Annotated in this window: 17 protein-coding genes; 14 read left to right on the top strand and 3 right to left on the bottom strand. The window is 73.2% G+C overall.

The features are described from left to right. Positions 1-14: 14 nt before the first annotated feature. Entirely contained in the window at positions 15-1,133 is a 1,119-nt protein-coding gene (gene serC, locus AB0I06_RS18095; protein WP_363119801.1) for a phosphoserine transaminase, read from the bottom strand. 75 nt (positions 1,134-1,208) lie between these two features. On the opposite strand from serC, the gene AB0I06_RS18090 reads away from it, so the two are divergent. The 4 genes from AB0I06_RS18090 to AB0I06_RS18075 all read left to right on the top strand — a co-directional run bounded on the left by AB0I06_RS18090 (position 1,209) and on the right by AB0I06_RS18075 (position 7,147). Next, positions 1,209-4,094: an FAD-binding and (Fe-S)-binding domain-containing protein gene (locus AB0I06_RS18090; RefSeq protein ID WP_363119800.1), complete on the top strand. Its 2,886-nt coding sequence runs from the start codon at positions 1,209-1,211 to the stop codon at positions 4,092-4,094. Positions 4,095-4,215: 121 nt separating this feature from the next. Further along, positions 4,216-5,352 carry a peptidoglycan bridge formation glycyltransferase FemA/FemB family protein gene (locus tag AB0I06_RS18085; RefSeq protein WP_363119799.1) on the top strand — a complete coding sequence of 379 codons (1,137 nt, stop codon included), beginning with the start codon at positions 4,216-4,218 and terminating at the stop codon, positions 5,350-5,352. Positions 5,353-5,513: 161 nt separating this feature from the next. After that, positions 5,514-6,473 (top strand): EamA family transporter, encoded by a 960-nt coding sequence (locus tag AB0I06_RS18080; RefSeq protein WP_363119798.1) that lies wholly within the window; start codon positions 5,514-5,516, stop codon positions 6,471-6,473. 71 nt (positions 6,474-6,544) lie between these two features. Then, positions 6,545-7,147 (top strand): DinB family protein, encoded by a 603-nt coding sequence (locus tag AB0I06_RS18075; RefSeq protein ID WP_363119797.1) that lies wholly within the window; start codon positions 6,545-6,547, stop codon positions 7,145-7,147. 89 nt (positions 7,148-7,236) lie between these two features. Here AB0I06_RS18075 and AB0I06_RS18070 read toward each other — a convergent pair whose 3' ends face one another. Beyond that, the gene (locus AB0I06_RS18070; protein WP_363119796.1) at positions 7,237-8,025 is read right to left on the bottom strand and encodes a hypothetical protein; all 789 of its coding nucleotides are present in this window, start codon (positions 8,023-8,025) and stop codon (positions 7,237-7,239) included. A 341-nt stretch (positions 8,026-8,366) separates the two neighbouring features. Between AB0I06_RS18070 and AB0I06_RS18065 the strand changes: the two genes are divergently transcribed. The 10 genes from AB0I06_RS18065 to AB0I06_RS18020 are packed head-to-tail and all read left to right on the top strand — an operon-like array spanning position 8,367 to position 19,086. Continuing rightward, entirely contained in the window at positions 8,367-9,161 is a 795-nt protein-coding gene (locus tag AB0I06_RS18065; protein WP_363119795.1) for a TIGR03084 family metal-binding protein, read from the top strand. Then, positions 9,158-10,825 (top strand): acyclic terpene utilization AtuA family protein, encoded by a 1,668-nt coding sequence (locus AB0I06_RS18060; protein WP_363119794.1) that lies wholly within the window; start codon positions 9,158-9,160, stop codon positions 10,823-10,825. Before AB0I06_RS18065 ends, AB0I06_RS18060 begins: the two co-directional genes overlap by 4 nt. After that, positions 10,822-12,420, top strand: a complete 1,599-nt coding sequence (locus tag AB0I06_RS18055) for a carboxyl transferase domain-containing protein (RefSeq protein WP_363119793.1) — start codon at positions 10,822-10,824, stop codon at positions 12,418-12,420. The genes AB0I06_RS18060 and AB0I06_RS18055 overlap by 4 nt, the downstream gene beginning before the upstream one ends. 10 nt (positions 12,421-12,430) lie before the next feature. Next, entirely contained in the window at positions 12,431-14,275 is a 1,845-nt protein-coding gene (locus AB0I06_RS18050; protein WP_363119792.1) for a biotin carboxylase N-terminal domain-containing protein, read from the top strand. Positions 14,276-14,317: 42 nt separating this feature from the next. Continuing rightward, complete coding sequence (locus AB0I06_RS18045; protein WP_363119791.1) at positions 14,318-15,448, top strand: acyl-CoA dehydrogenase family protein; 1,131 nt, start codon at positions 14,318-14,320, stop codon at positions 15,446-15,448. 38 nt (positions 15,449-15,486) lie between these two features. Further along, complete coding sequence (locus tag AB0I06_RS18040; protein ID WP_363119790.1) at positions 15,487-17,055, top strand: 4-coumarate--CoA ligase family protein; 1,569 nt, start codon at positions 15,487-15,489, stop codon at positions 17,053-17,055. Continuing rightward, positions 17,052-17,786: an enoyl-CoA hydratase family protein gene (locus AB0I06_RS18035; RefSeq protein WP_363119789.1), complete on the top strand. Its 735-nt coding sequence runs from the start codon at positions 17,052-17,054 to the stop codon at positions 17,784-17,786. The genes AB0I06_RS18040 and AB0I06_RS18035 overlap by 4 nt, the downstream gene beginning before the upstream one ends. After that, on the top strand, positions 17,774-18,385 hold the full coding sequence (locus AB0I06_RS18030) for a TetR/AcrR family transcriptional regulator (RefSeq protein ID WP_363119788.1): 612 nt from the start codon (positions 17,774-17,776) through the stop codon (positions 18,383-18,385). Before AB0I06_RS18035 ends, AB0I06_RS18030 begins: the two co-directional genes overlap by 13 nt. A 54-nt stretch (positions 18,386-18,439) precedes the next feature. Then, positions 18,440-18,688 (top strand): type II toxin-antitoxin system CcdA family antitoxin, encoded by a 249-nt coding sequence (locus tag AB0I06_RS18025; RefSeq protein WP_030849479.1) that lies wholly within the window; start codon positions 18,440-18,442, stop codon positions 18,686-18,688. Beyond that, positions 18,685-19,086: a DNA-binding protein gene (locus AB0I06_RS18020; protein ID WP_363119787.1), complete on the top strand. Its 402-nt coding sequence runs from the start codon at positions 18,685-18,687 to the stop codon at positions 19,084-19,086. Before AB0I06_RS18025 ends, AB0I06_RS18020 begins: the two co-directional genes overlap by 4 nt. A 3-nt stretch (positions 19,087-19,089) precedes the next feature. On the opposite strand, the gene pdxH is transcribed toward AB0I06_RS18020, so the two are convergent. Next, positions 19,090-19,758 (bottom strand): pyridoxamine 5'-phosphate oxidase, encoded by a 669-nt coding sequence (gene pdxH / locus AB0I06_RS18015; RefSeq protein ID WP_363119786.1) that lies wholly within the window; start codon positions 19,756-19,758, stop codon positions 19,090-19,092. Positions 19,759-19,788 lie beyond the last annotated feature (30 nt).

The raw sequence follows: 19,788 nt of genomic DNA, 5'->3' as shown, positions 1-19,788 counted from the left end.
CGTGTGCGTGAAGGTCAGAGCTTCTCGATCACGTAGTCGACGCACTTGGTGAGCGCCTCGATGTCCGCCGGGTCGATCGCCGGGAACATCGCCACCCGCAGCTGGTTGCGGCCCAGCTTGCGGTACGGCTCGGTGTCGACGATGCCGTTGGCGCGCAGCACCTTGGCGACGGCGGCGGCGTCGACCTCGTCCGTGAAGTCGATCGTGCCGATGACCTGCGAGCGCTTGGCCGGGTCGGTGACGAACGGGTTGGCGTACTTGATGTCCTCGGCCCAGCCGTACAGCGTGCGGGCGGAGGTCGCCGTGCGCCGGACCGCCCAGTCCAGGCCGCCCTGGCCGTTGATCCACTCCAGCTGCTGGTTCAGCAGGAAGAGGGTGGCGAGGGCCGGGGTGTTGTACGTCTGGTTCTTGCGGGAGTTGTCGATGGCCGTCGGCAGCGAGAAGAACTCCGGCACGTGGCGGCCGGAGGCGTGGATCCGCTCGGCGCGCTCGATCGCGGCCGGGGAGAAGACGCCGATCCACAGGCCGCCGTCGGAGGCGAAGGACTTCTGCGGGGCGAAGTAGTAGACGTCGGTCTCGGAGACGTCCACCGGCAGGCCGCCGGCGCCGGAGGTGGCGTCGACCAGGACCAGCGCGCCCTCGTCGGCACCGGCCACGCGCTTGATCGGCATGGCGACACCGGTCGAGGTCTCGTTGTGGGTGAACGCGTAGACGTCCACGCCCGCCTCGGCGACCGCCTCGGGGTGGGTGCCCGGGTCGGCGGAGATGACGTCCGGCTCGGCCAGCCAGGGTGCGAGCTTGGCGGCCTTGGCGAACTTGGAGGAGAACTCGCCGAAGCTGAGGTGCTGCGACCTGTTCTCGATCAGGCCGTGCGTCGCGACGTCCCAGAACGCCGTCGAGCCGCCGTTGCCGAGGACGACCTCGTAGCCGTCGGGCAGCTGGAACAGCTCGCTGATGCCTTCGCGCACCTGGCCGACCAGGTTCTTGACGGGGGCCTGGCGGTGTGAGGTGCCCAGCAGAGAGGTGCCGGTCGCGGCGAGGGCGTCCAGCGCCTCCGTCCGCACCTTGGAGGGACCCGCGCCGAAACGTCCGTCCGCGGGCTTGATGTCAGAGGGAATCCGGATCTCAGCCACGCAGGCGAGCGTAGCCGTTTGTGGAAACGCGGGCGAAACGTCGTCCGTCGGGTGAGACGGTGTTGAGTGGGGGACATGGGGAATCTCGAAGCAGAACTGCGGGGGGCCGTCCGCGGCGAGGTGGGGTTCGACGTCACCTCCCGTGCGCTGGTCACGATGGACGCGTCCAACTACCGGCGCATACCTCAGGGGGTCGTCGCCCCCGTCGACGCCGACGACGTGGCCGCCGTCCTCGCGGTGTGCCGGGAGCACGGCGTTCCGGTCGTCGCCCGCGGCGGGGGCACGTCCATCGCCGGCCAGGCCACCGGCACCGGTGTCGTCCTGGACTTCACCAGGCACATGAACCGGCTGGTCGCCCTGGAGCCCGGGGAGCGGACGGCCGTGGTGCAGCCGGGACTGGTGCTCGACCGGCTCCAGGAGGCCGCCGCCCCGCACGGGCTGCGGTTCGGGCCGGATCCGTCCACGCACAGCCGGTGCACGCTCGGCGGCATGATCGGCAACAACTCGTGCGGCTCCCACTCGGTGGCGTGGGGGACCACGGCGGACAGTGTGCGGGAGCTGGACGTCGTCACCGCCCGCGGGGAGCGCCTGCGGCTCGGCCGGGACTGGACCGGGGCGCCGGACGGGCTGAGGGCCCTGGCCGAGGGGGAACTGGCGCGCCTGCGCACCGGGTTCCCGGAACTGCCCCGCCGCATCTCCGGCTACGCGCTGGACGCCCTGCTGCCCGAGCGGGGCGCCGATGTGGCCCGCTCCTTCTGTGGCTCCGAGGGCACCCTCGGTGTGCTGACGGAGGCGGTCGTACGCCTGGTCGAGGCGCCCCGCGCGCGGGCGCTCGCCGTGCTGGGGTACGCCGACGAGGGCGCGGCGGCGGAGGCCGCCGCCGGGCTGCTGCCACTCCGGCCGCTGACCGTGGAGGGGATGGCGGCGGACCTGGTGCCGTCCGCGGCCGGACTGCCGCGGGGCGGGGCCTGGCTGTTCGTGGAGACCGGCGGGGAGTCGGCGGCCGAGGCACGCGCGCGTGCGGAGGCGATCGTGCGGGCGGCCGACGTGGTGGACGCGCTCGTCATCACCGACCCGGCCGGGCAGCGTGCGCTGTGGCGGATCCGGGAGGACGCGAGCGGTACGGCGACGCGCATGCCGGACGGGACCGAGGCGTGGCCGGGCTGGGAGGACTGCGCGGTGCCGCCCGCCCGGCTCGGGGCGTATCTGCGGGACTTCCGGGCGCTGATGGCGGCGCACGGGCTGCGCGGCGCGCCGTACGGGCACTTCGGGGACGGCTGCATCCACGTCCGGATCGACTTCGACCTGCTGACACCGCCCGGGATCGCCCGTTTCCGCCGCTTCTCACAGGAGCTCGCCGACCTGGTGGTGGCGCACGGCGGGTCGCTGTCCGGGGAGCACGGCGACGGGCAGGCGCGTGCCGAGCTGCTGCCGCGGATGTACGGGGACGAGATGGTGGGCCTGTTCGAGCGGGTGAAGGGGGTGTGGGACCCGGACGACCTGCTCAACCCCGGGATGCTCGTCCGCCCGGCGCCCCTGGACACGAACCTGCGCTTCTCCGCCCTGCCCCGCGAACCGGTCGACGTGGCCTTCGGCTACCCCTCCGACGGCGGCGACTTCTCGGCGGCGGTGCGGCGCTGCGTGGGCGTGGCCAAGTGCCGTACGGCGCCGGCGCCGGGCTCGGGCGTCATGTGCCCCTCCTTCCGGGTGACGGGCGCCGAGGAGCACTCCACACGCGGTCGGGCCCGGCTGCTGCACGAGATGCTCGCCGGTGAGGTGGTGACGGACGGCTGGCGCTCGACCGAGGTCCGGGACGCGCTCGACCTGTGCCTGTCCTGCAAGGGCTGCCGCTCGGACTGCCCGGTCGGGGTCGACATGGCCACGTACAAGGCGGAGTTCCTGCACCACCACTACGCCGGGCGGCGCCGCCCGGCCGCGCACGTCGTGATGGGCAGACTGCCGGTGTGGCTGCGGGCGGTGTCCCGTACGCGCACTGCGTGGCTGGTCAACGCGCTGTCCCGGGTACGGCCCCTGGCATGGGCGGCGAAGCGGCTGGGCGGGATCGCCCCGGAGCGGGACCTGCCGCGGGTGGCGTCGCGGACGTTCAGCCGGTGGTGGGAGGGGCGCGGGGCACCCGGCCCCTCCGCGCAGGGCGAGCTGGTCGTCCTGTGGCCCGACACCTTCACCGAGCACCTCTCGCCGGATGTGGGGCGGGCGGCCGTGCGCGTGCTGGAGGCGGCCGGGCTGCGGGTGGCGCTGCCGCCCACCCTGCACCTGGCGAAACCGCCCGTGGGCGACGGCAGGACGGTCGCCCTCGACCCGCTGTCCCTGCTGCGCGGCCGGGGCCGGGTCTGCTGCGGGCTGACGTACGTCTCGACGGGCCAGCTGGACCGCGCCCGGGCCGTCATGCGCCGCACCCTCGACCTGATGGAACCGGTGCTGGAGACCGGCGCCCCGGTCGTGGTGCTGGAGCCGAGCTGCGCCGCGGCCCTGCGCACCGACCTCCCCGAGCTGCTGCACGACGACCCGCGCGCGGCCCGGCTCGCCGCGAAGGTCCTCACCTTCGCGCAGACGCTGGAGCGCCATGCCCCCGGCTGGACCCCGCCGCGCGTGGACCGCCCGGTGGCCGGGCAGACCCACTGCCACCAGCACGCGGTGCTGGGCGACGCCGCCGAGCGCCGGCTGCGGGAGGCGGCCCTGCTCTCCGGTGAACTGAGCGGCGGCTGCTGCGGCCTGGCGGGGAACTTCGGCTTCGAGAAGGGCCATTACGAGGTGTCCGCCGCCTGCGCGCAGGAGCAGCTCCTGCCGTCCGTGCGGGACGCCCCCGACGGCACGGTGGTCCTGGCGGACGGTTTCTCCTGCCGCACCCAGCTGGAGCAGCTGGCGGGCGTGCGGGGCAGGCACCTGGCGGAGGTGCTGGCCGAGGCGCTGGAGGAGGACCGCCGGCCCGGCGGCGCGTAAGGCGTTCGGGCCACGGCACGGGTCCACCCGAGTGTCTGAGCCGGGGGAGAGACGGGGCCGCTCCTAGGCTCGCGGGACCAGTCACCGCCCGCCGAGGGCCGCTGCTCGAAGGAGCCCGCGCATGAGCGTCCGCGTCCAGCCGATCACCCGTGACGAGCACCTCGCGTTCGTCACGGCCCGCCCCTCCGCGAGCCACACCCAGCTCCCCGCCTGGGGCGAGGTGAAGCCCGACTGGCAGGCGGAGAGCCTCGGCTGGTTCGACGACGGCGGGCAGCTCGTCGGCGCGGGGCTGGTGCTGCTGCGCCCGCTGCCCGGGCCGCGGGTGCCCGGGCTGCCGCGCCACCTCGCGTATCTGCCCGAGGGCCCGCTCCTGGACTGGCACGAGCCCGGCCTGGAACGGCTGCTGGAGCCGATGCTCGCCCACCTGAGGCGGCGGGGCGCCTTCGCGGTGCGGATGGGGCCGCCGGTCGTGGTGCGCCGCTGGAGCGCCGAGGCCGTCAAGGCGGCCATCGCGGACCCGTCCGCCCGGCGGCTGCGCGACGTGCGGGCGACGTCGTACGAACCGCGGGCCGGGCAGGTCGCGGACGGTCTGCGCCGCATGGGCTGGCGGCAGTCCGGGGCCGCCGGGGAGGACGGCTTCGCCGCGGGACAGCCCCGCTATGTCTTCCAGGTGCCCTTCGCCGGCCGGTCGCTGGAGGAGATCCACGGCGGCCTGAACCAGCAGTGGCGCCGCAACATCAAGAAGGCGGAGAAGGCCGGGGTGAAGGTCGTGCGCGGCGACCTGGAGGACCTGCCGGCCTTCCACGAGCTGTACGGCGAGACCGCCGAGCGGGACCGTTTCATCCCGCGCCCGCTGCCGTACTTCCAGCGCATGTGGAGCGCGCTCACCGCCGAACACCCGGACCGGATGCGGCTCTACCTCGCCTACCACGACGGGGAGGTGCTCGCCGCGGCCACGATGCTGACCGTGGGCGACCACGTCTGGTACTCCTACGGCGCCTCCACCGACCGCCGCCGCGAGGTCCAGGCCAGCAGCGCCGTGCAGTGGCGCATGATGACCGACGCGCACGAACTCGGCGCCGCCGTCTACGACCTGCGCGGCATCACCGACACCCTGGAGGAGTCCAGCCATCTGCTGGGCCTGCTGCGCTTCAAGGTGGGCACCGGGGGCGAGGCGGTGGAGTACCTCGGTGAGTGGGACTACCCGCTCAACCGCCTGCTCTACAAGGCGTTCGACATGTACCTGTCCCGCCGCTGAGGTCTCACAGCCCGAGACAGAGGCAAAAAGGGTTCACGCACCTGACGAAGTCCATTACCCTGGACTGTGCAGTGCATCGGGCTGTACGTTGAGTGCATCCGGGTGTACGCACCGCACACACGCAGGACCCGGACACCGCCCCTCGAGTACAGGACCCGCCAGTGACCCCGCCGGAGACCGCCACCCCGCTTCCGTCCGCGACCGCCGACGCCACCGCGCCGGGCGCCGGCCCGGGCCGGTTCGGCTTCCTGGGGCCCGTGGGCCTGGTGCTGGCGGGCGGGATCTCCGTGCAGTTCGGCGGCGCCCTGGCCGTGACGCTGATGCCGAGGGCCGGTGCTCTCGGGGTGGTGGCGCTGCGGCTGCTGGTCGCGGCGGTCGTGCTGCTCCTGGTGTGCCGTCCGCGGCTGCGCGGCCACTCGCGCGCCGACTGGGGCACGGTCGTCGTCTTCGGCGTCACCATGGCCGCGATGAACGGCCTCTTCTACCAGGCCGTCGCCCGCATCCCGCTGGGTCCCGCCGTCACGCTGGAGGTGCTCGGCCCGCTCGCCCTGTCGGTCTTCGCCTCCCGCCGCGCGATCAACGTCGTCTGGGCGGCGCTCGCCCTCGCCGGTGTCTTCCTCCTCGGCGGGGGCGGCTTCAGCGGCCTCGACCCCACCGGTGCGGCCTTCGCCCTGGGTGCCGGCGCCATGTGGGCGGCCTACATCGTCTTCAGCGCCCGTACGGGCCGCCGTTTCCCGCAGGCGGACGGACTGGCCCTGGCGATGGCGGTGGGCGCGGTGCTGTTCCTGCCCCTGGGCATCGCCGAGTCGGGGACGAAGCTGCTCGACCCGGTGACGCTCGGCCTCGGCGCGGCGGTGGCCCTGCTCTCCTCGGTCCTTCCCTACACCCTCGAACTCCTCGCGCTGCGCCGCCTGCCCGCCTCCACCTTCGCGATCCTGATGAGCCTCGAACCGGCCATCGCCGCGACGGCCGGCTTCCTCATCCTCGACCAGGCCCTCAGCGCCGCCGAGGCCGCCGCGATCGCCCTGGTCGTCGCGGCGAGCATGGGCGCGGTACGCACCCAGGTGGGCCGCGGCCGCAAGAAGACGGCGGCGCTCGAGGGCACGGCACTGGAGGGCTGACGGGCCTTGGCGTCCGGCGGTCCCGGGGCCGCCGGGCCCCGGTTGTCAGTGCCGGCTGCGAGACTGCGCGCATGACCGCTCCGGATCCGAAAGCCGACCTCCTGCGCTATCTCCAGGAGGCGCGGAACGCGCTGTTGTGGAAGCTCGACGGGCTCTCGGAGTACGACATCCGCCGGCCGCTGACACCGACCGGCACCAATCTGCTCGGACTGGTCAAGCACACCGCCGGTGTGGAGCTGGGGTACTTCGGCGACACCTTCGGCCGGCCGTTCTTCGCGCAGGACCCGCCGCCCTGGTGGTACACGGAGGACGCCGAGCCGAACGCCGACATGTGGGCCACGGCGGACGAGTCCCGCGAGGACGTCACCGGGCTGTACCGCGCGGCGTGGGAGCACGCGGACGGCACGATCGCGGCCCTGCCGCTGGACGCGGTCGGACGCGTCCCGTGGTGGCCCGAGGAGCGGCGCGAGACCACGCTGCACCACATCCTGGTGCGGGTGATCGCCGACACCAGCCGTCACGCCGGTCACGCCGACATCGTGCGCGAGCTCATCGACGGGTCGGTCGGTCTGACGCCGGGCAAGGACAGCGTGCCGCCGGGCGACCGGGCCATGTGGGAGGCCCACCGGCACCGGCTGGAGAAGGCGGCGCGCGCGGCGGACGAGGCCGGCTGAGCCGACCGGGCCCACCGGGCCCACCGGGCCCACCGGGCCCACCGGGCCCACCGGGCCCACCGGGCCCGTGACACCGCGGGCGCCGAGCCCTACCGCACCACGACCCCGCGCACCGAGATCCCGTAGTGCGCCCTCAGCCGACGCAGTTCCCACACTCCGACGGCGGTCACCGACAGCGGCGCCCCGAGCATGAACACCGCCCGCACCGGCCCCGGCACCCCCGCGTACGCCCCGCTGAACAGGTCGATCAGCGTCATCTCCCACACCAGCGTCATGGCGAGCAGCGGCGGCATGGTCGGGTGGATGTCGGCCGTGCGGAACACGTGCAGCAGCGCGAGGCCGATGCCCCAGGCGATGAACGGCAGCACCCACACCAGGATGAGCACGATGATCACCCATGTGGCCACGGTCATCGCCGGGTTGGTGGCGAACCGTCCGTCGACGAAGCCGGTCAGCACCGTCAGCGGGAACACGAACACCGCGGCGATCAGGGCGAAGATCGCCCCGAACGGCTTCGCGGCCCGGCGCAGCAGATCCCGCCGGGCCGACGGCGCGGTCAGCGCCAGCAGGACGCCCACCACCACCGGCAGGGTCACGGACAGCACCAGCACGTTGATCCACGACTGGTGGACGCGGTCGTCGGCGACGTCCCGCAGGGAACTGCCGACCTTGTAGCTCACCGACACCCACACCACCGCGGCCAGCCCCACCAGCGTGCGGATCTTCTGCATGCGGGCGATGAAGGCGTCCTCGACGAGGTCGGGCCGGGACGGCCGGAACACCCGGCGCGCGGTGTGGACGGGCCCGATCCGCCGCCGCAGCCGCGCGACGGGGCCGGGGAGCGGTGGCGCCGGGTGGGGCACATAGGGGTGCGGCACATGGGGTGGATAACCACCCCCGGGCGGCGGCATGTGGGGCGGATAACCACCCCCCGGCGGCGCGTACGGGCCGGGCGAGGGCGGCAAGGGCCCTGGCCGTGGGCCGTTCGGGTCGTGAGGCGGCTGCCCGCCCGGATTCCAGTTGCTCATCCTCGTGTCCCCCCGATGCGTGACCAATGGAACGAGCGCGACCCGGAGTGTAGTGATCCCGCCGCCGAGGAGCACCCTTCCGGCCACCTCACCAATTCATGCAAGCACGCTTGATTGTTTCCGGGGTCGCTGCCATGCTCCTCAGCACGCCGCACCACCCCGCACACCGAAGTGCCCCGAGGGGAGCGCCCGTGTCCGATCCGACGTCCGTGATCGACGACCTGCGCGAGGAGAGCGAGGAACTCGACCGCCTCGTGGCCGGGTCGCCCCCGCGGCGCTGGTCGCTCGCGACCCCCGCGCCCGGCTGGACCGTGGCCCACCAGATCGCCCACCTCGCCTGGACGGACCGCTCGGCCCTGCTCGCCGTCACGGACGCCGACGGCTTCCACGCGCTGGTCGAGAAGGCCCTCGCCGCCCCCGACTCCTTCGTCGACGAGGGCGCAGAGGAGGGCGCCGCGCTCCCGCCCGCCGAACTGCTCGCCCGGTGGCGGGAGGGCCGTACGGCACTTCAGAGGGCGCTGCGGGCGGCCCCGCCCGGGGCGCGCTTCCCCTGGTACGGCCCGCCCATGTCGGCCGCCTCCATGGCGACGGCCCGGCTGATGGAGACCTGGGCCCACGGACAGGACGTGGCCGACGCGCTCGGTGTGGCGCGCCCGCCCACGGACCGGCTGCGCCATGTGGCCTGGCTCGGGGTGCGCACCCGGGACTTCGCCTTCGGCGTGCACGGCCTCACCCCGCCCGCCGACCCCTTCCGCGTCGAACTGCGCGCCCCCTCGGGCGACCTGTGGACGTACGGCCCCGACGACGCCCCGCAGCGGATCACCGGCCCCGCCCTCGACTTCTGCCTCCTGGTCACCCAGCGCGCCCACCGCGCCGACCTGGCCCTGCGGGCCGAGGGCCCCGACGCCGACCGCTGGCTCGGCATCGCGCAGGCCTTCGCGGGACCGGCCGGCAGCGGACGCCCGCCGAAGGACCCCGCCTCGTGACCCTGCGCATAGGCAACGCCTCCGGCTTCTACGGCGACCGCTTCGAGGCGATGCGCGAGATGCTCACCGGAGGCGAACTCGACGTCCTCACCGGGGACTACCTCGCCGAGCTGACCATGCTCATCCTCGGCCGGGACCGGCTCAAGGACCCGACGGCCGGCTACGCCCGCACGTTCCTGCGGCAGTTGGAGGACTGCCTCGGACTCGCGCACGAGCGCGGCGTCAGGATCGTCGCCAACGCCGGCGGACTGAACCCGTCCGGACTCGCCGACGCCGTCCGGCGGCTGGCGGACCGGCTGGGCATCCCCGTACGCGTCGCCCGGGTGGCGGGCGACGACCTCACCGCCGCGCATCCCGGCAGCCTCGCCGCCCACGCCTACCTCGGCGGCTTCGGCATCGCCGAGTGCCTGCGGGCGGGCGCCGACATCGTCGTCACCGGGCGGGTGACGGACGCGGCCCTGGTCACCGGGCCCGCCGCCGCCGGGTTCGGATGGACACCGCAGGACCACGACCGGCTCGCGGGCGCGGTGGTCGCGGGACACGTCCTGGAGTGCGGGGCGCAGGCCACCGGCGGCAACTACGCCTTCTTCCGGGACGGCGACGTGCGCCGCCCCGGCTTCCCGCTCGCCGAGCTGCACGAGGACGGCAGCTGCGTCATCACCAAGCACCCCGGCACCGGCGGCTTCGTCGACGTCGGCACGGTGACCGCGCAACTGCTGTACGAGACGGCCGGAGCGCGGTACGCGGGGCCGGACGTCACCGCCCGGCTGGACACCGTACGGCTGCGCCAGGACGGGCCCGACCGGGTGCGGATCGAGGGCGTGCGCGGTGAGGCGCCGCCGCCCACCCTCAAGGTCGGGCTCAGCAAGCCGGGCGGCTTCCGCAACGAGGTCGTCTTCGTGCTCACCGGCCTCGACATCGAGGCCAAGGCCGCCCTGGTGCGGGACCAGCTGGAACCGGCCCTCGGCAAGGTCGCCGACGTGCGCTGGGAACTCGTCCGCACCGACCGGCCCGACGCGGACACCGAGGAGACGGCGAGCGCGGTGCTGCGGCTGGTGGTCAGGGACCCCGACCAGCAGACCGTGGGACGTGCCCTGAGCGGGGCCGCGGTGGAGCTGGCCCTGGCGAGTTACCCCGGCTTCCATGTGACGGCGCCACCCGGGAAGGGCTCGCCCTATGGGGTCTTCGAGGAGGTGTACGTCCCCCATGGGGCCGTCGACCATGTGGCCGTCCTCCATGACGGACGCCGGATCACCGTGCCGCCCCCACAGGACACCCGGGCCCTCGAACCCGCGCCGGAGCCCGCGCTGCCCGAGCCGCTGCCGCCGGGGCCGTGCCGTCGCGCCCCCCTGGGGCTGGTCGCCGGGGCCCGCAGCGGCGACAAGGGCGGCAACGCCAACGTCGGGGTGTGGGCCCGCACGGACGAGGCCTGGCGCTGGCTCGCGCACGAGCTGACCGCCGACCGGTTCCGGCAGCTGATTCCCGAGAGCCGCGAACTGACCGTCGTACGGCACCTGTTGCCGAACCTGCGCGCCCTCAACTTCGTCGTCGAGGGCATCCTCGGCGCCGGTGTCGCCGCGCAGCACCGCTTCGACCCGCAGGCCAAGGGTCTCGGCGAATGGCTGCGCTCCCGCCACCTGGAGATACCGGAGGCCCTGCTGTGACCGTCCTGTCCTCCGCGCTCGACCCCGCGGGCCCCGAACACCGGGCCAACCGCGAGGCGATGCTCGCCAAGCTCGCCGCACTCGACGCCGAGCACGCCAAGGCCCTCGCGGGCGGCGGCGAGAAGTACGTCGCACGGCACCGGCAGCGCGGCAAGCTCCTCGCCCGCGAGCGCATCGAACTGCTCCTCGACCCGGACACCCCCTTCCTGGAGCTGTCCCCGCTGGCCGCCTGGGGCAGCGACCACACCGTCGGCGCGTCCCTCGTCACCGGCATCGGTGTCGTCGAGGGCGTCGAGTGCCTGATCACCGCCAACGACCCCACCGTGCGCGGCGGGGCGAGCAACCCCTGGTCGCTGAAGAAGGCCCTGCGCGCCAACGACATCGCCCTCGCCAACCGGCTGCCCGTGATCAGCCTGGTGGAGTCCGGCGGCGCCGACCTGCCCTCCCAGAAGGAGATCTTCATCCCCGGCGGCGCCGTCTTCCGGGACCTCACCCGGCTGTCCGCCGCTGGGATCCCGACCGTCGCGGTCGTCTTCGGTAACTCCACCGCGGGCGGCGCCTACATCCCCGGCATGTCCGACCACGTGATCATGGTCAAGGAGCGGGCGAAGGTGTTCCTCGGTGGCCCTCCGCTGGTGAAGATGGCGACCGGCGAGATCAGCGACGACGAGTCCCTGGGCGGCGCCGAGATGCACGCGCGCACCTCGGGCCTCGCCGACCACTTCGCCGTCGACGAGCCGGACGCGCTGCGGCAGGCCCGGCGCGTGGTCGCCCGCCTCAACCACCGCAAGGCGTACGAGGATCCGGGCCCCGCCGAGCCGCCGAAGTACGACGCCGAGGAGCTGCTGGGCATCGTCCCGGGCGATCTGTCGAGCCCCTTCGACCCGTGCGAGGTCATCGCCCGGATCGTCGACGCCTCCGACTTCGACGAGTTCAAGCCGCTCTACGGCACCAGCCTGACCACCGGCTGGGCCGCCCTGCACGGCTATCCGGTCGGCATCCTCGCCAACGCCCGGGGGGTGCTGTTCAGCGAGGAGTCGCAGAAGGCCGCCCAGTTCATCCAGCTCGCCAACCAGCGCGACATCCCGCTGCTGTTCCTGCACAACACCACCGGCTACATGGTCGGCAAGGAGTACGAGCAGGGCGGCATCATCAAGCACGGCGCGATGATGATCAACGCCGTCGGCAACTCCAGGGTCCCCCACCTGTCCGTCCTGATGGGCGCCTCCTACGGCGCCGGCCACTACGGCATGTGCGGCAGGGCCTACGACCCCCGCTTCCTCTTCACGTGGCCCAGCGCCAAGTCGGCCGTCATGGGCCCGCAGCAGCTCGCGGGTGTGCTGTCGATCGTCGCCCGCCAGTCGGCCGCCGCCAAGGGGCAGCCCTACGACGACGAGGCGGACGCCGCGCTGCGCGCCATGGTGGAGCGGCAGATCGAGTCCGAGTCGCTGCCGATGTTCCTGTCCGGGCGGCTGTACGACGACGGCGTCATCGACCCGCGCGACACCCGCACCGTCCTCGGCCTGTGCCTGTCCGCGATCCACACCGCCCCCTACGAGGGCGCGCGCGGCGGCTTCGGCGTCTTCCGGATGTGAGGAACCCTCAGTGATCACTTCCATGCTGGTCGCCAACCGGGGCGAGATCGCCTGCCGGATCTTCCGCACCTGCCACGACCTGGGAATCCGTACCGTCGCGGTGCGCTCGGACGCCGACGCGAACGCCCTCCACGCGCGCGTGGCCGACGCGAGCGTACGACTGGCGGGGGAGACGCCCGCCGACACCTACCTGCGCGGCGACCTGATCATCGAGGCCGCCCTCGCCGCCGGCGCGGACGCCGTGCACCCCGGCTACGGCTTCCTCTCCGAGAACGCCGGCTTCGCCCGGGCCGTCGAGGCCGCCGGCCTGGTCTGGGTGGGACCGCCCCCGTCCGCGATCGAGGCGATGGCGTCCAAGACCCGCGCCAAGCAGCTCATGGGCATCCGGCCGCTCACCGAGGTCACCGAGGCCGACCTGCCGGTGCTGGTGAAGGCGGCGGCCGGCGGCGGGGGCCGCGGCATGCGGGTCGTACGCCGTCTCGCGGACCTGGACGCCGAGTTGGCCGCAGCCCGGGCCGAGGCCGCGAGCGCCTTCGGCGACGGTGAGGTCTTCACCGAGCCGTACGTGGAGAACGGCCGCCATGTGGAGGTGCAGATCCTCGCCGACAGCCATGGCACGGTCCGGGCCCTGGGCACCCGCGACTGCTCCCTCCAGCGCCGCCATCAGAAGGTGATCGAGGAGGCCCCGGCCCCGGGCCTGTCCGGCGCGCTGGAGGACGAGCTGTGCGCCCTCGCCGTGCGGGCCGCCCGGGCCGTGGACTACGCGGGCGCCGGAACGGTCGAGTTCCTGGTCGCCGACGGCAGGGCGCACTTCCTGGAGATGAACACCCGCCTCCAGGTGGAACACCCCGTCACGGAGGCGGTGTTCGGCGTCGACCTGGTCGCGGAGCAGATCCGGATCGCCGAGGGCCGGCCCCTCGCGGCCGAGCCTCCCCGGGCCCGGGGCCACGCCGTGGAGGCCCGCCTGTACGCCGAGGACCCCTCCCGCGACTGGGCCCCGCAGACGGGCACCCTGCACCGCCTCCGCGTCCCCGGCCAGGTCCGCCTGGACACGGGCTACACGGACGGCGACGAGATCGGCGTCCACTACGACCCCATGCTCGCCAAGGTCGTGGCCCACGCCCCCACCCGCGCGGAGGCCGTCCGCGTGCTCGCCGCCGCCCTGGAGCGCGCGGTGCTCCACGGCCCCGTCACCAACCGCGACCTCCTGGTCCGCTCGCTGCGCCACCCCGAGTTCACCACGGCCCGCATGGACACCGGCTTCTACGGCCGCCACCTGCCCGGCCTGATCCAGCCGTCGCCCGACCCGCACGCCCCCCTGGCCGCCGCCCTCGCCGACGCCCACGGCCTCTCCCGCTTCGGCGGCTGGCGCAACGTGCCCGCGCAGCCGCAGGCCAAGCGGTACCTGATGGCGGGCGAGGAGCACGAGGTCCGCTACCGGCACACCCGGCAGGGCCTGGAGGCGGACGGGGTACGGGTGGTGCACGCCGACTCCGGCCTGGTCGTACTCGAAGCGGACGGGGTGGAGCGGAAGTACGAGGTCACCCGCTACGGCGAGCAGGTCTGCGTCAACGCCACCGCCCTGACGGCCCTGCCCCGCTTCCCCGACCCCGCCGCCCAGCACGCCCCGGGTTCCCTCCTGGCCCCCATGCCGGGCACGGTCGTCCGGGTCGCCGACGGCCTGGCGGCCGGCGTGCCCGTGAAGGCGGGCGAGCCCCTCCTCTGGCTGGAGGCGATGAAGATGCAGCACAGGATCACGGCCCCGGTCACGGGAACACTGACCGACCTGCGCGTCGTACCGGGCCAGCAGGTCGAGCCGGGCTCACTGCTGGCCGTGGTGACGGAGACCTCTTAGGGGCGCGGGGAACTGCGCGATCAGCCACGACGAAGGAGTCACATGGCCACGATCGAGACCGACGAACACAAGTCCCTGCGCACAGCCGTCGCCGCACTGGGCAAACGCCACGGCCGGGAAACCGACACCGCCCCACTCTGGTCCGAGGCGGGAAAACTCGGCTACCTGGGCGTCAACCTCCCCGAGGAGTACGGAGGAGGGGGCGGTGGCATCTGCGAACTCTCCATCGTCCTCGAAGAGCTCGGCGCGGCAGGCTGTCCCCTCCTCATGCTGGTCGTCTCACCGGCGATCTGCGGCACCGTGATAGCCCGCTTCGGAACGGACGCCCAGAAACGACAGTGGCTCCCCGGCCTCGCCGACGGCACCCGCCTCATGGCCTTCGGCATCACCGAACCCGACGCCGGTTCCAACTCCCACCGCATCACGACCACGGCCCGACGCGACGGCACGGACTGGCTCCTCACCGGCCGCAAGGTCTTCATCTCCGGCGTCGACATCGCGGACGCCACCCTGATCGTCGGCCGCACCGAGGACGCCCGCACCGGCCGCCTCAAGCCCTGCCTCTTCATCGTCCCGCGCGACACCCCCGGCTTCATCCGCCGTCCGATCGACATGGAACTCCACGCCGCGGAGAAGCAGTTCGAGCTGGTCCTGGACGATGTACGGCTGCCCGCCGACGCCTTGGTCGGCGACGAGGACGCGGGCCTGCTCCAGCTCTTCGCCGGCCTCAACCCCGAACGCGTCATGACGGCCGCCTTCGCGATCGGCATGGGCCGCCACGCCCTCGCCAAGGCCGTCGAGTACGCCCGCGACCGCACCGTATGGAACACCCCCATCGGCGCCCACCAGGCCATCGCCCACCCCCTGGCCCAGGCGCACATCGACCTCGAACTCGCGCGCCTGATGATGCAGAAGGCCGCCGCCCTCTACGACGCGGGCGACGACATGGGTGCCGGAGAGGCCGCCAACATGGCCAAGTACGCCGCCGGGGAGGCCTGCGTCAAGGCCGTCGACCAGGCCGTGCACACGCTCGGCGGCAACGGCCTCACCCGCGAGTACGGCCTGGCCCGGCTGATAACGGCCGCGCGCGTGGCTCGTATCGCCCCGGTGAGCCGGGAGATGATTCTCAACTACGTCTCCCACCAGACCCTGGGCCTGCCCAAGTCGTACTGAGGACCCGAGACGGCCCGCGCCGCGAGGAGGAACCCGCCTTGTTCCGCAGCGAGTACGCAGACGTCCCGCCCGTCGACCTGCCCATCCACGACGCCGTCCTGGCCCGGGCCGCCGAGTTCGGTGACACCCCGGCCCTGATCGACGGCACCGACGGCACCACCCTCTCGTACGAGCAGGTGGACCGGTTCCACCGGCGCGTCGCCGCCGCCCTCGCCGAGGCCGGTGTCCGCAAGGGCGACGTCCTCGCCCTGCACAGCCCCAACACCATCGCCTTCCCGACCGCCTTCTACGCGGCCACGCGCGCGGGTGCCACCGTCACCACCGTGCACCCGCTCGCCACGGCCGAGGAGTTCGCCAAGCAGCTGCGGGACTCGGGGGCCCGCTGGATCGTCACCGTGTCACCGCTGCTGGACACCGCCCGCCGGGCCGCCGAACTCGCGGGCGGGGTACGCGAGATCTTCGTGTGCGACGGCGCGAGCGGCCACCGCTCCCTGATCGACATGCTGGCCTGCACCGCCCCCGAGCCCCGGGTCGCCGTCGACCCCGCCGAGGACGTCGCCGCCCTGCCCTACTCCTCCGGGACCACCGGCACCCCCAAGGGCGTGATGCTCACCCACCGGCAGATCGCCACCAACCTCGCCCAGCTGCACCCGGCGATCCCCGCCGGCCCGGGCGAGCGCGTCCTGGCCGTCCTGCCCTTCTTCCACATCTACGGTCTCACCGCCCTGATGAACGCGCCCCTGCGGCAGGGCGCCACCGTCGTCGTCCTGCCCCGCTTCGACCTGGAGCAGTTCCTCGCGGCCGTCCAGAACCACCGCATCACCGCCCTGTACGTGGCCCCGCCGATCGTCCTGGCCCTCGCCAAGCACCCGGCCGTCGCCCGGTACGACCTGTCGTCCCTGCGGTACATCATCAGTGCCGCCGCGCCCCTGGACGCCCGCCTCGCCGCCGCCTGCTCCCGGCGGCTCGGCCTGCCGCCCGTCGGCCAGGCCTACGGCATGACGGAACTGTCGCCCGGCACCCACGTCGTCCCCCTGGACGCCATGAGCGACGCCCCGCCCGGAACCGTCGGCAAGCTCATCGCCGGCACCGAGATGCGCATCGTCTCCCTCGACGACCCCGGCAGGGACCTCCCCGTCGGCGAATCCGGCGAGATCCTCATCCGCGGCCCCCAGATCATGAAGGGCTACCTGGGCCGTCCCGACGCCACCACGGCCATGATCGACCCCGACGGCTGGCTGCACACCGGCGACGTCGGACACGTGGACGGTGGGGGCTGGCTGTTCGTCGTCGACCGTGTCAAGGAACTCATCAAGTACAAGGGCTTCCAGGTGGCACCCGCCGAACTGGAGGCGCTGCTCCTCACCCACCCGGGCATCGCCGACGCCGCCGTCGTCGGCAGGTACGACGACGACGGCAACGAGGCCCCGCACGCCTACGTGGTCCGCCAGCCGTCCGCGGCCGACCTCACCGAGGCGGAGATCATGATGTTCGTCGCCGAACGCGTGGCCCCCTACAAGCGGATACGCCACGTCACCTTCATCGTCGGCGTTCCCCGCGCGGCCTCCGGCAAGATCCTCCGCCGACAGCTCAGGGAGAGCACATGACACTCGTCGCCCGCACCCGCGACCGCGCCGTGGAGACCCTGTCCCTCGACTCGCCGCACAACCGCAACGCCCTCTCGGTGGCCCTCGTCGGCGAACTGGCCGACGCGCTCACCGACGCCGCCGAGGACCCCGGCGTCCGCGCCATCGTCCTCACCCACACCGGCAACACCTTCAGCGCGGGCGCCGACCTCAAGGACCCCCCACCACCCGAGGCGCTGGTCGCCCTGCTGCGGCAGATCATCGAGCTGCCCAAACCGGTCCTCGCCCGGGTCACCGGCCACGTCCGCGCGGGCGGCCTCGGCCTCCTGGCCGCCTGCGACATCGCCGCCGCCTCCACGGACGCCACCTTCGCCTTCACCGAGGTCCGCATCGGAGTCGCCCCCGCGGTCATCTCCCTGCCGCTCCTGCCCCGCGCCGACCCCCGCGCCCTCGCCCGCCACTACCTCACCGGCGAACGCTTCGACGCGGCGCAAGCGCGGGCGACGGGTCTGCTGACGACCTGCGCCAAGGATGTCGACACGGCCCTCGAGCCCATCCTCGAAGGCCTGCGCCGCTCCGCCCCCGACGCCTTGGCCGAGACGAAACGGCTGCTCACGGCTAGGGTGCTGGAAGCCTTCGACCGGGACGCCGCCGACCTGACCGCGCTCTCGGCCCGGCTGTTCTCCTCGCCGCAGGCCCGCGAGGGGATGACGGCCTTCCTCGAACGACGGGATCCGGCATGGGTGGTGTGAGCACGGCCGACCGTGCGGAGAGAGTCCCCAAGCAGGACCGCAGCCGGGCGACCCGGCAGCGGCTCCTGGAGGCCGCCGTGTCCTGCCTCGCCGAGCACGGCTGGGCAGGATCGACCGTCTCCGTCGTCGCCGAACGCGCCGGTGTCTCCCGGGGCGCCGCCCAGCACCACTTCCCGACCCGCGAGGACCTCTTCACGGCGGCCGTCGAGTACGTCGCCGAGGAACGCTCCACGGCCCTGCGCGCCCTGTTCCCCGACGGCGCGGCCGGAGACCGCCACGCCGTCGTCGCCGCCCTGGTCGACCTCTACACCGGGCCGCTGTTCCGCGCGGCCCTCCACCTCTGGGTCGCCGCGTCCAACGAGGAGCAGCTGCGGCCCCGCGTCACCGAACTCGAATCACGCGTCGGCCGCGAGACCCACCGCATAGCCGTCGACCTCCTGGCCGCCGACGAGTCCCTGCCGGGCGTCCGCGAAACGGTCCAGGGCCTGCTCGACATGGCCCGCGGCCTGGGCCTGGCCAACCTCCTCACCGACGACGCGGCCCGCCGGGAACGGGTGGTGGCCCAGTGGGCGGGACTGCTGGAGGAGACGCTGGGCTGAGAAAGCAGGTGTCAGCGCGGACGCGGGATGCGCATACCGCAGTATGCTCGCAGCATGGCGGACACGACACGCATCACAGTGACACTGCCGACCGACCAGGTCGCCGAACTCAGGAAACTCACCGACAACGTCTCCGGTTATGTCGCCGAGGCGGTGGCACGCCAGCTGCGGCATCAGCTGCTCGGCGCCGACCTGATGCGTCACCAGGAGGAGTACGGGGCCTTCACCGAGGAGGAACTGGCCGAGGCCCGCTCCAGGATCTTCGGTACGACGGATGCCGGCGGATCGGCGAGTGCTGCGTGATGGAGCACGTCGAGACGGTCGTCCTGGATTCTCAGGGGCTCTCCGCCTGGATTGCCCAGGACCGCAAGATCCTGGCCATGTTCCAGGTGCTGCACGCCATGGGCGCCGATTTCGTCATCGGCGCCAACACCATCGTGGAAGTCAGCCATGCGCGGGTGAACATGCCTCGACTGCAGTGGGCGCTCTCGCGGGTCAAGGTCGAGCCGGTGACCGAGGCCGCCGCGAAAGCATCCGCTGAACTGCTGAAGGCCGCCGAGCTGCACGGCCACAAGTACGCGATCGACGCGACTGTCGCCGAGGTGGCACTGCGCCAGCCGGGCCCGGTGGCCGTGCTGACGTCCGATGTCGACGACATGGCGCGGCTGTGCGGCGACCGCGTCCGGCTCATCGGCATCTGAACCTCACGGACTGAGCCGCTCCACCCGCCAGCTCCCGTCCGGCTGCTCCACGTACCGCAACCGGTCGTGCAGCCGGTTCTCCCGGCCCTGCCAGAACTCCACCGTCTGCGGGGCCACCCGGAAACCGCCCCAGTGCGGGGGCACCGGCACCTGCTCGCCCTCCGGGTAGCGGGCCGCCAGCTCCGCGTACGCGGCGTCGATGTCGGCCCGGGTGGAGATCACCGAGGACTGGGCGCTGGCCCACGCGCCCAGCTGTGAGCCGTGCGGGCGGGTGCGGAAGTACGCCGCCGTCTCGTCGCGGCCGGTGCGCCGGGCGATCCCGCTCACGATGACCTGCCGGGCCATGGGATGCCAGGGGAACAGCAGAGAGACGAAAGGGTTCTCCGCCAGGTCACGGGCCTTGCGGGACTCGTAGTTCGTGTAGAAGACGAAGCCCTGCTCGTCGAAGTGCTTCAGCAGCACCGTGCGGGCACTCGTCCGACCTTCGGCGTCGGCCGTCGAGACGATCATGGCGTTCGGCTCGAACAGCCCGCCGTCGGTCGCGGCCTGCTTGAACCAGCGCGCGAACTGCTCGACGGGGCTCGCCGCCAGCTCGGTCTCGGAGAGCCCCTCCGCCCGGTACTGCTTGCGCATCGAGGCCAGATCGAAGGGGACGTCGTCGCGGTGGGTCACCCGGTCATCTTGCCGTACGGACGGTGTCCT

This window comes from Streptomyces sp. NPDC050674, from assembly GCF_040654575.1.
Lineage (GTDB): Bacteria > Actinomycetota > Actinomycetes > Streptomycetales > Streptomycetaceae > Streptomyces.
Note: the sequence above shows the minus strand (reverse complement) of the source record. Positions and strands in the feature narration are given on the sequence as shown.

What these genes read in the sequence shown, in the direction of transcription:
- AB0I06_RS18090 (WP_363119800.1), top strand. Translation starts at nt 1,209, where the DNA reads ATGGGGAATCTCGAAGCAGAACTGCGGGGGGCCGTCCGCGGCGAGGTG.
- AB0I06_RS18075 (WP_363119797.1), top strand. Translation starts at nt 6,545, where the DNA reads ATGACCGCTCCGGATCCGAAAGCCGACCTCCTGCGCTATCTCCAGGAG.
- AB0I06_RS18025 (WP_030849479.1), top strand. Translation starts at nt 18,440, where the DNA reads ATGGCGGACACGACACGCATCACAGTGACACTGCCGACCGACCAGGTC.
- AB0I06_RS18045 (WP_363119791.1), top strand. Translation starts at nt 14,318, where the DNA reads ATGGCCACGATCGAGACCGACGAACACAAGTCCCTGCGCACAGCCGTC.
- AB0I06_RS18035 (WP_363119789.1), top strand. Translation starts at nt 17,052, where the DNA reads ATGACACTCGTCGCCCGCACCCGCGACCGCGCCGTGGAGACCCTGTCC.
- AB0I06_RS18085 (WP_363119799.1), top strand. Translation starts at nt 4,216, where the DNA reads ATGAGCGTCCGCGTCCAGCCGATCACCCGTGACGAGCACCTCGCGTTC.
- AB0I06_RS18030 (WP_363119788.1), top strand. Translation starts at nt 17,774, where the DNA reads ATGGGTGGTGTGAGCACGGCCGACCGTGCGGAGAGAGTCCCCAAGCAG.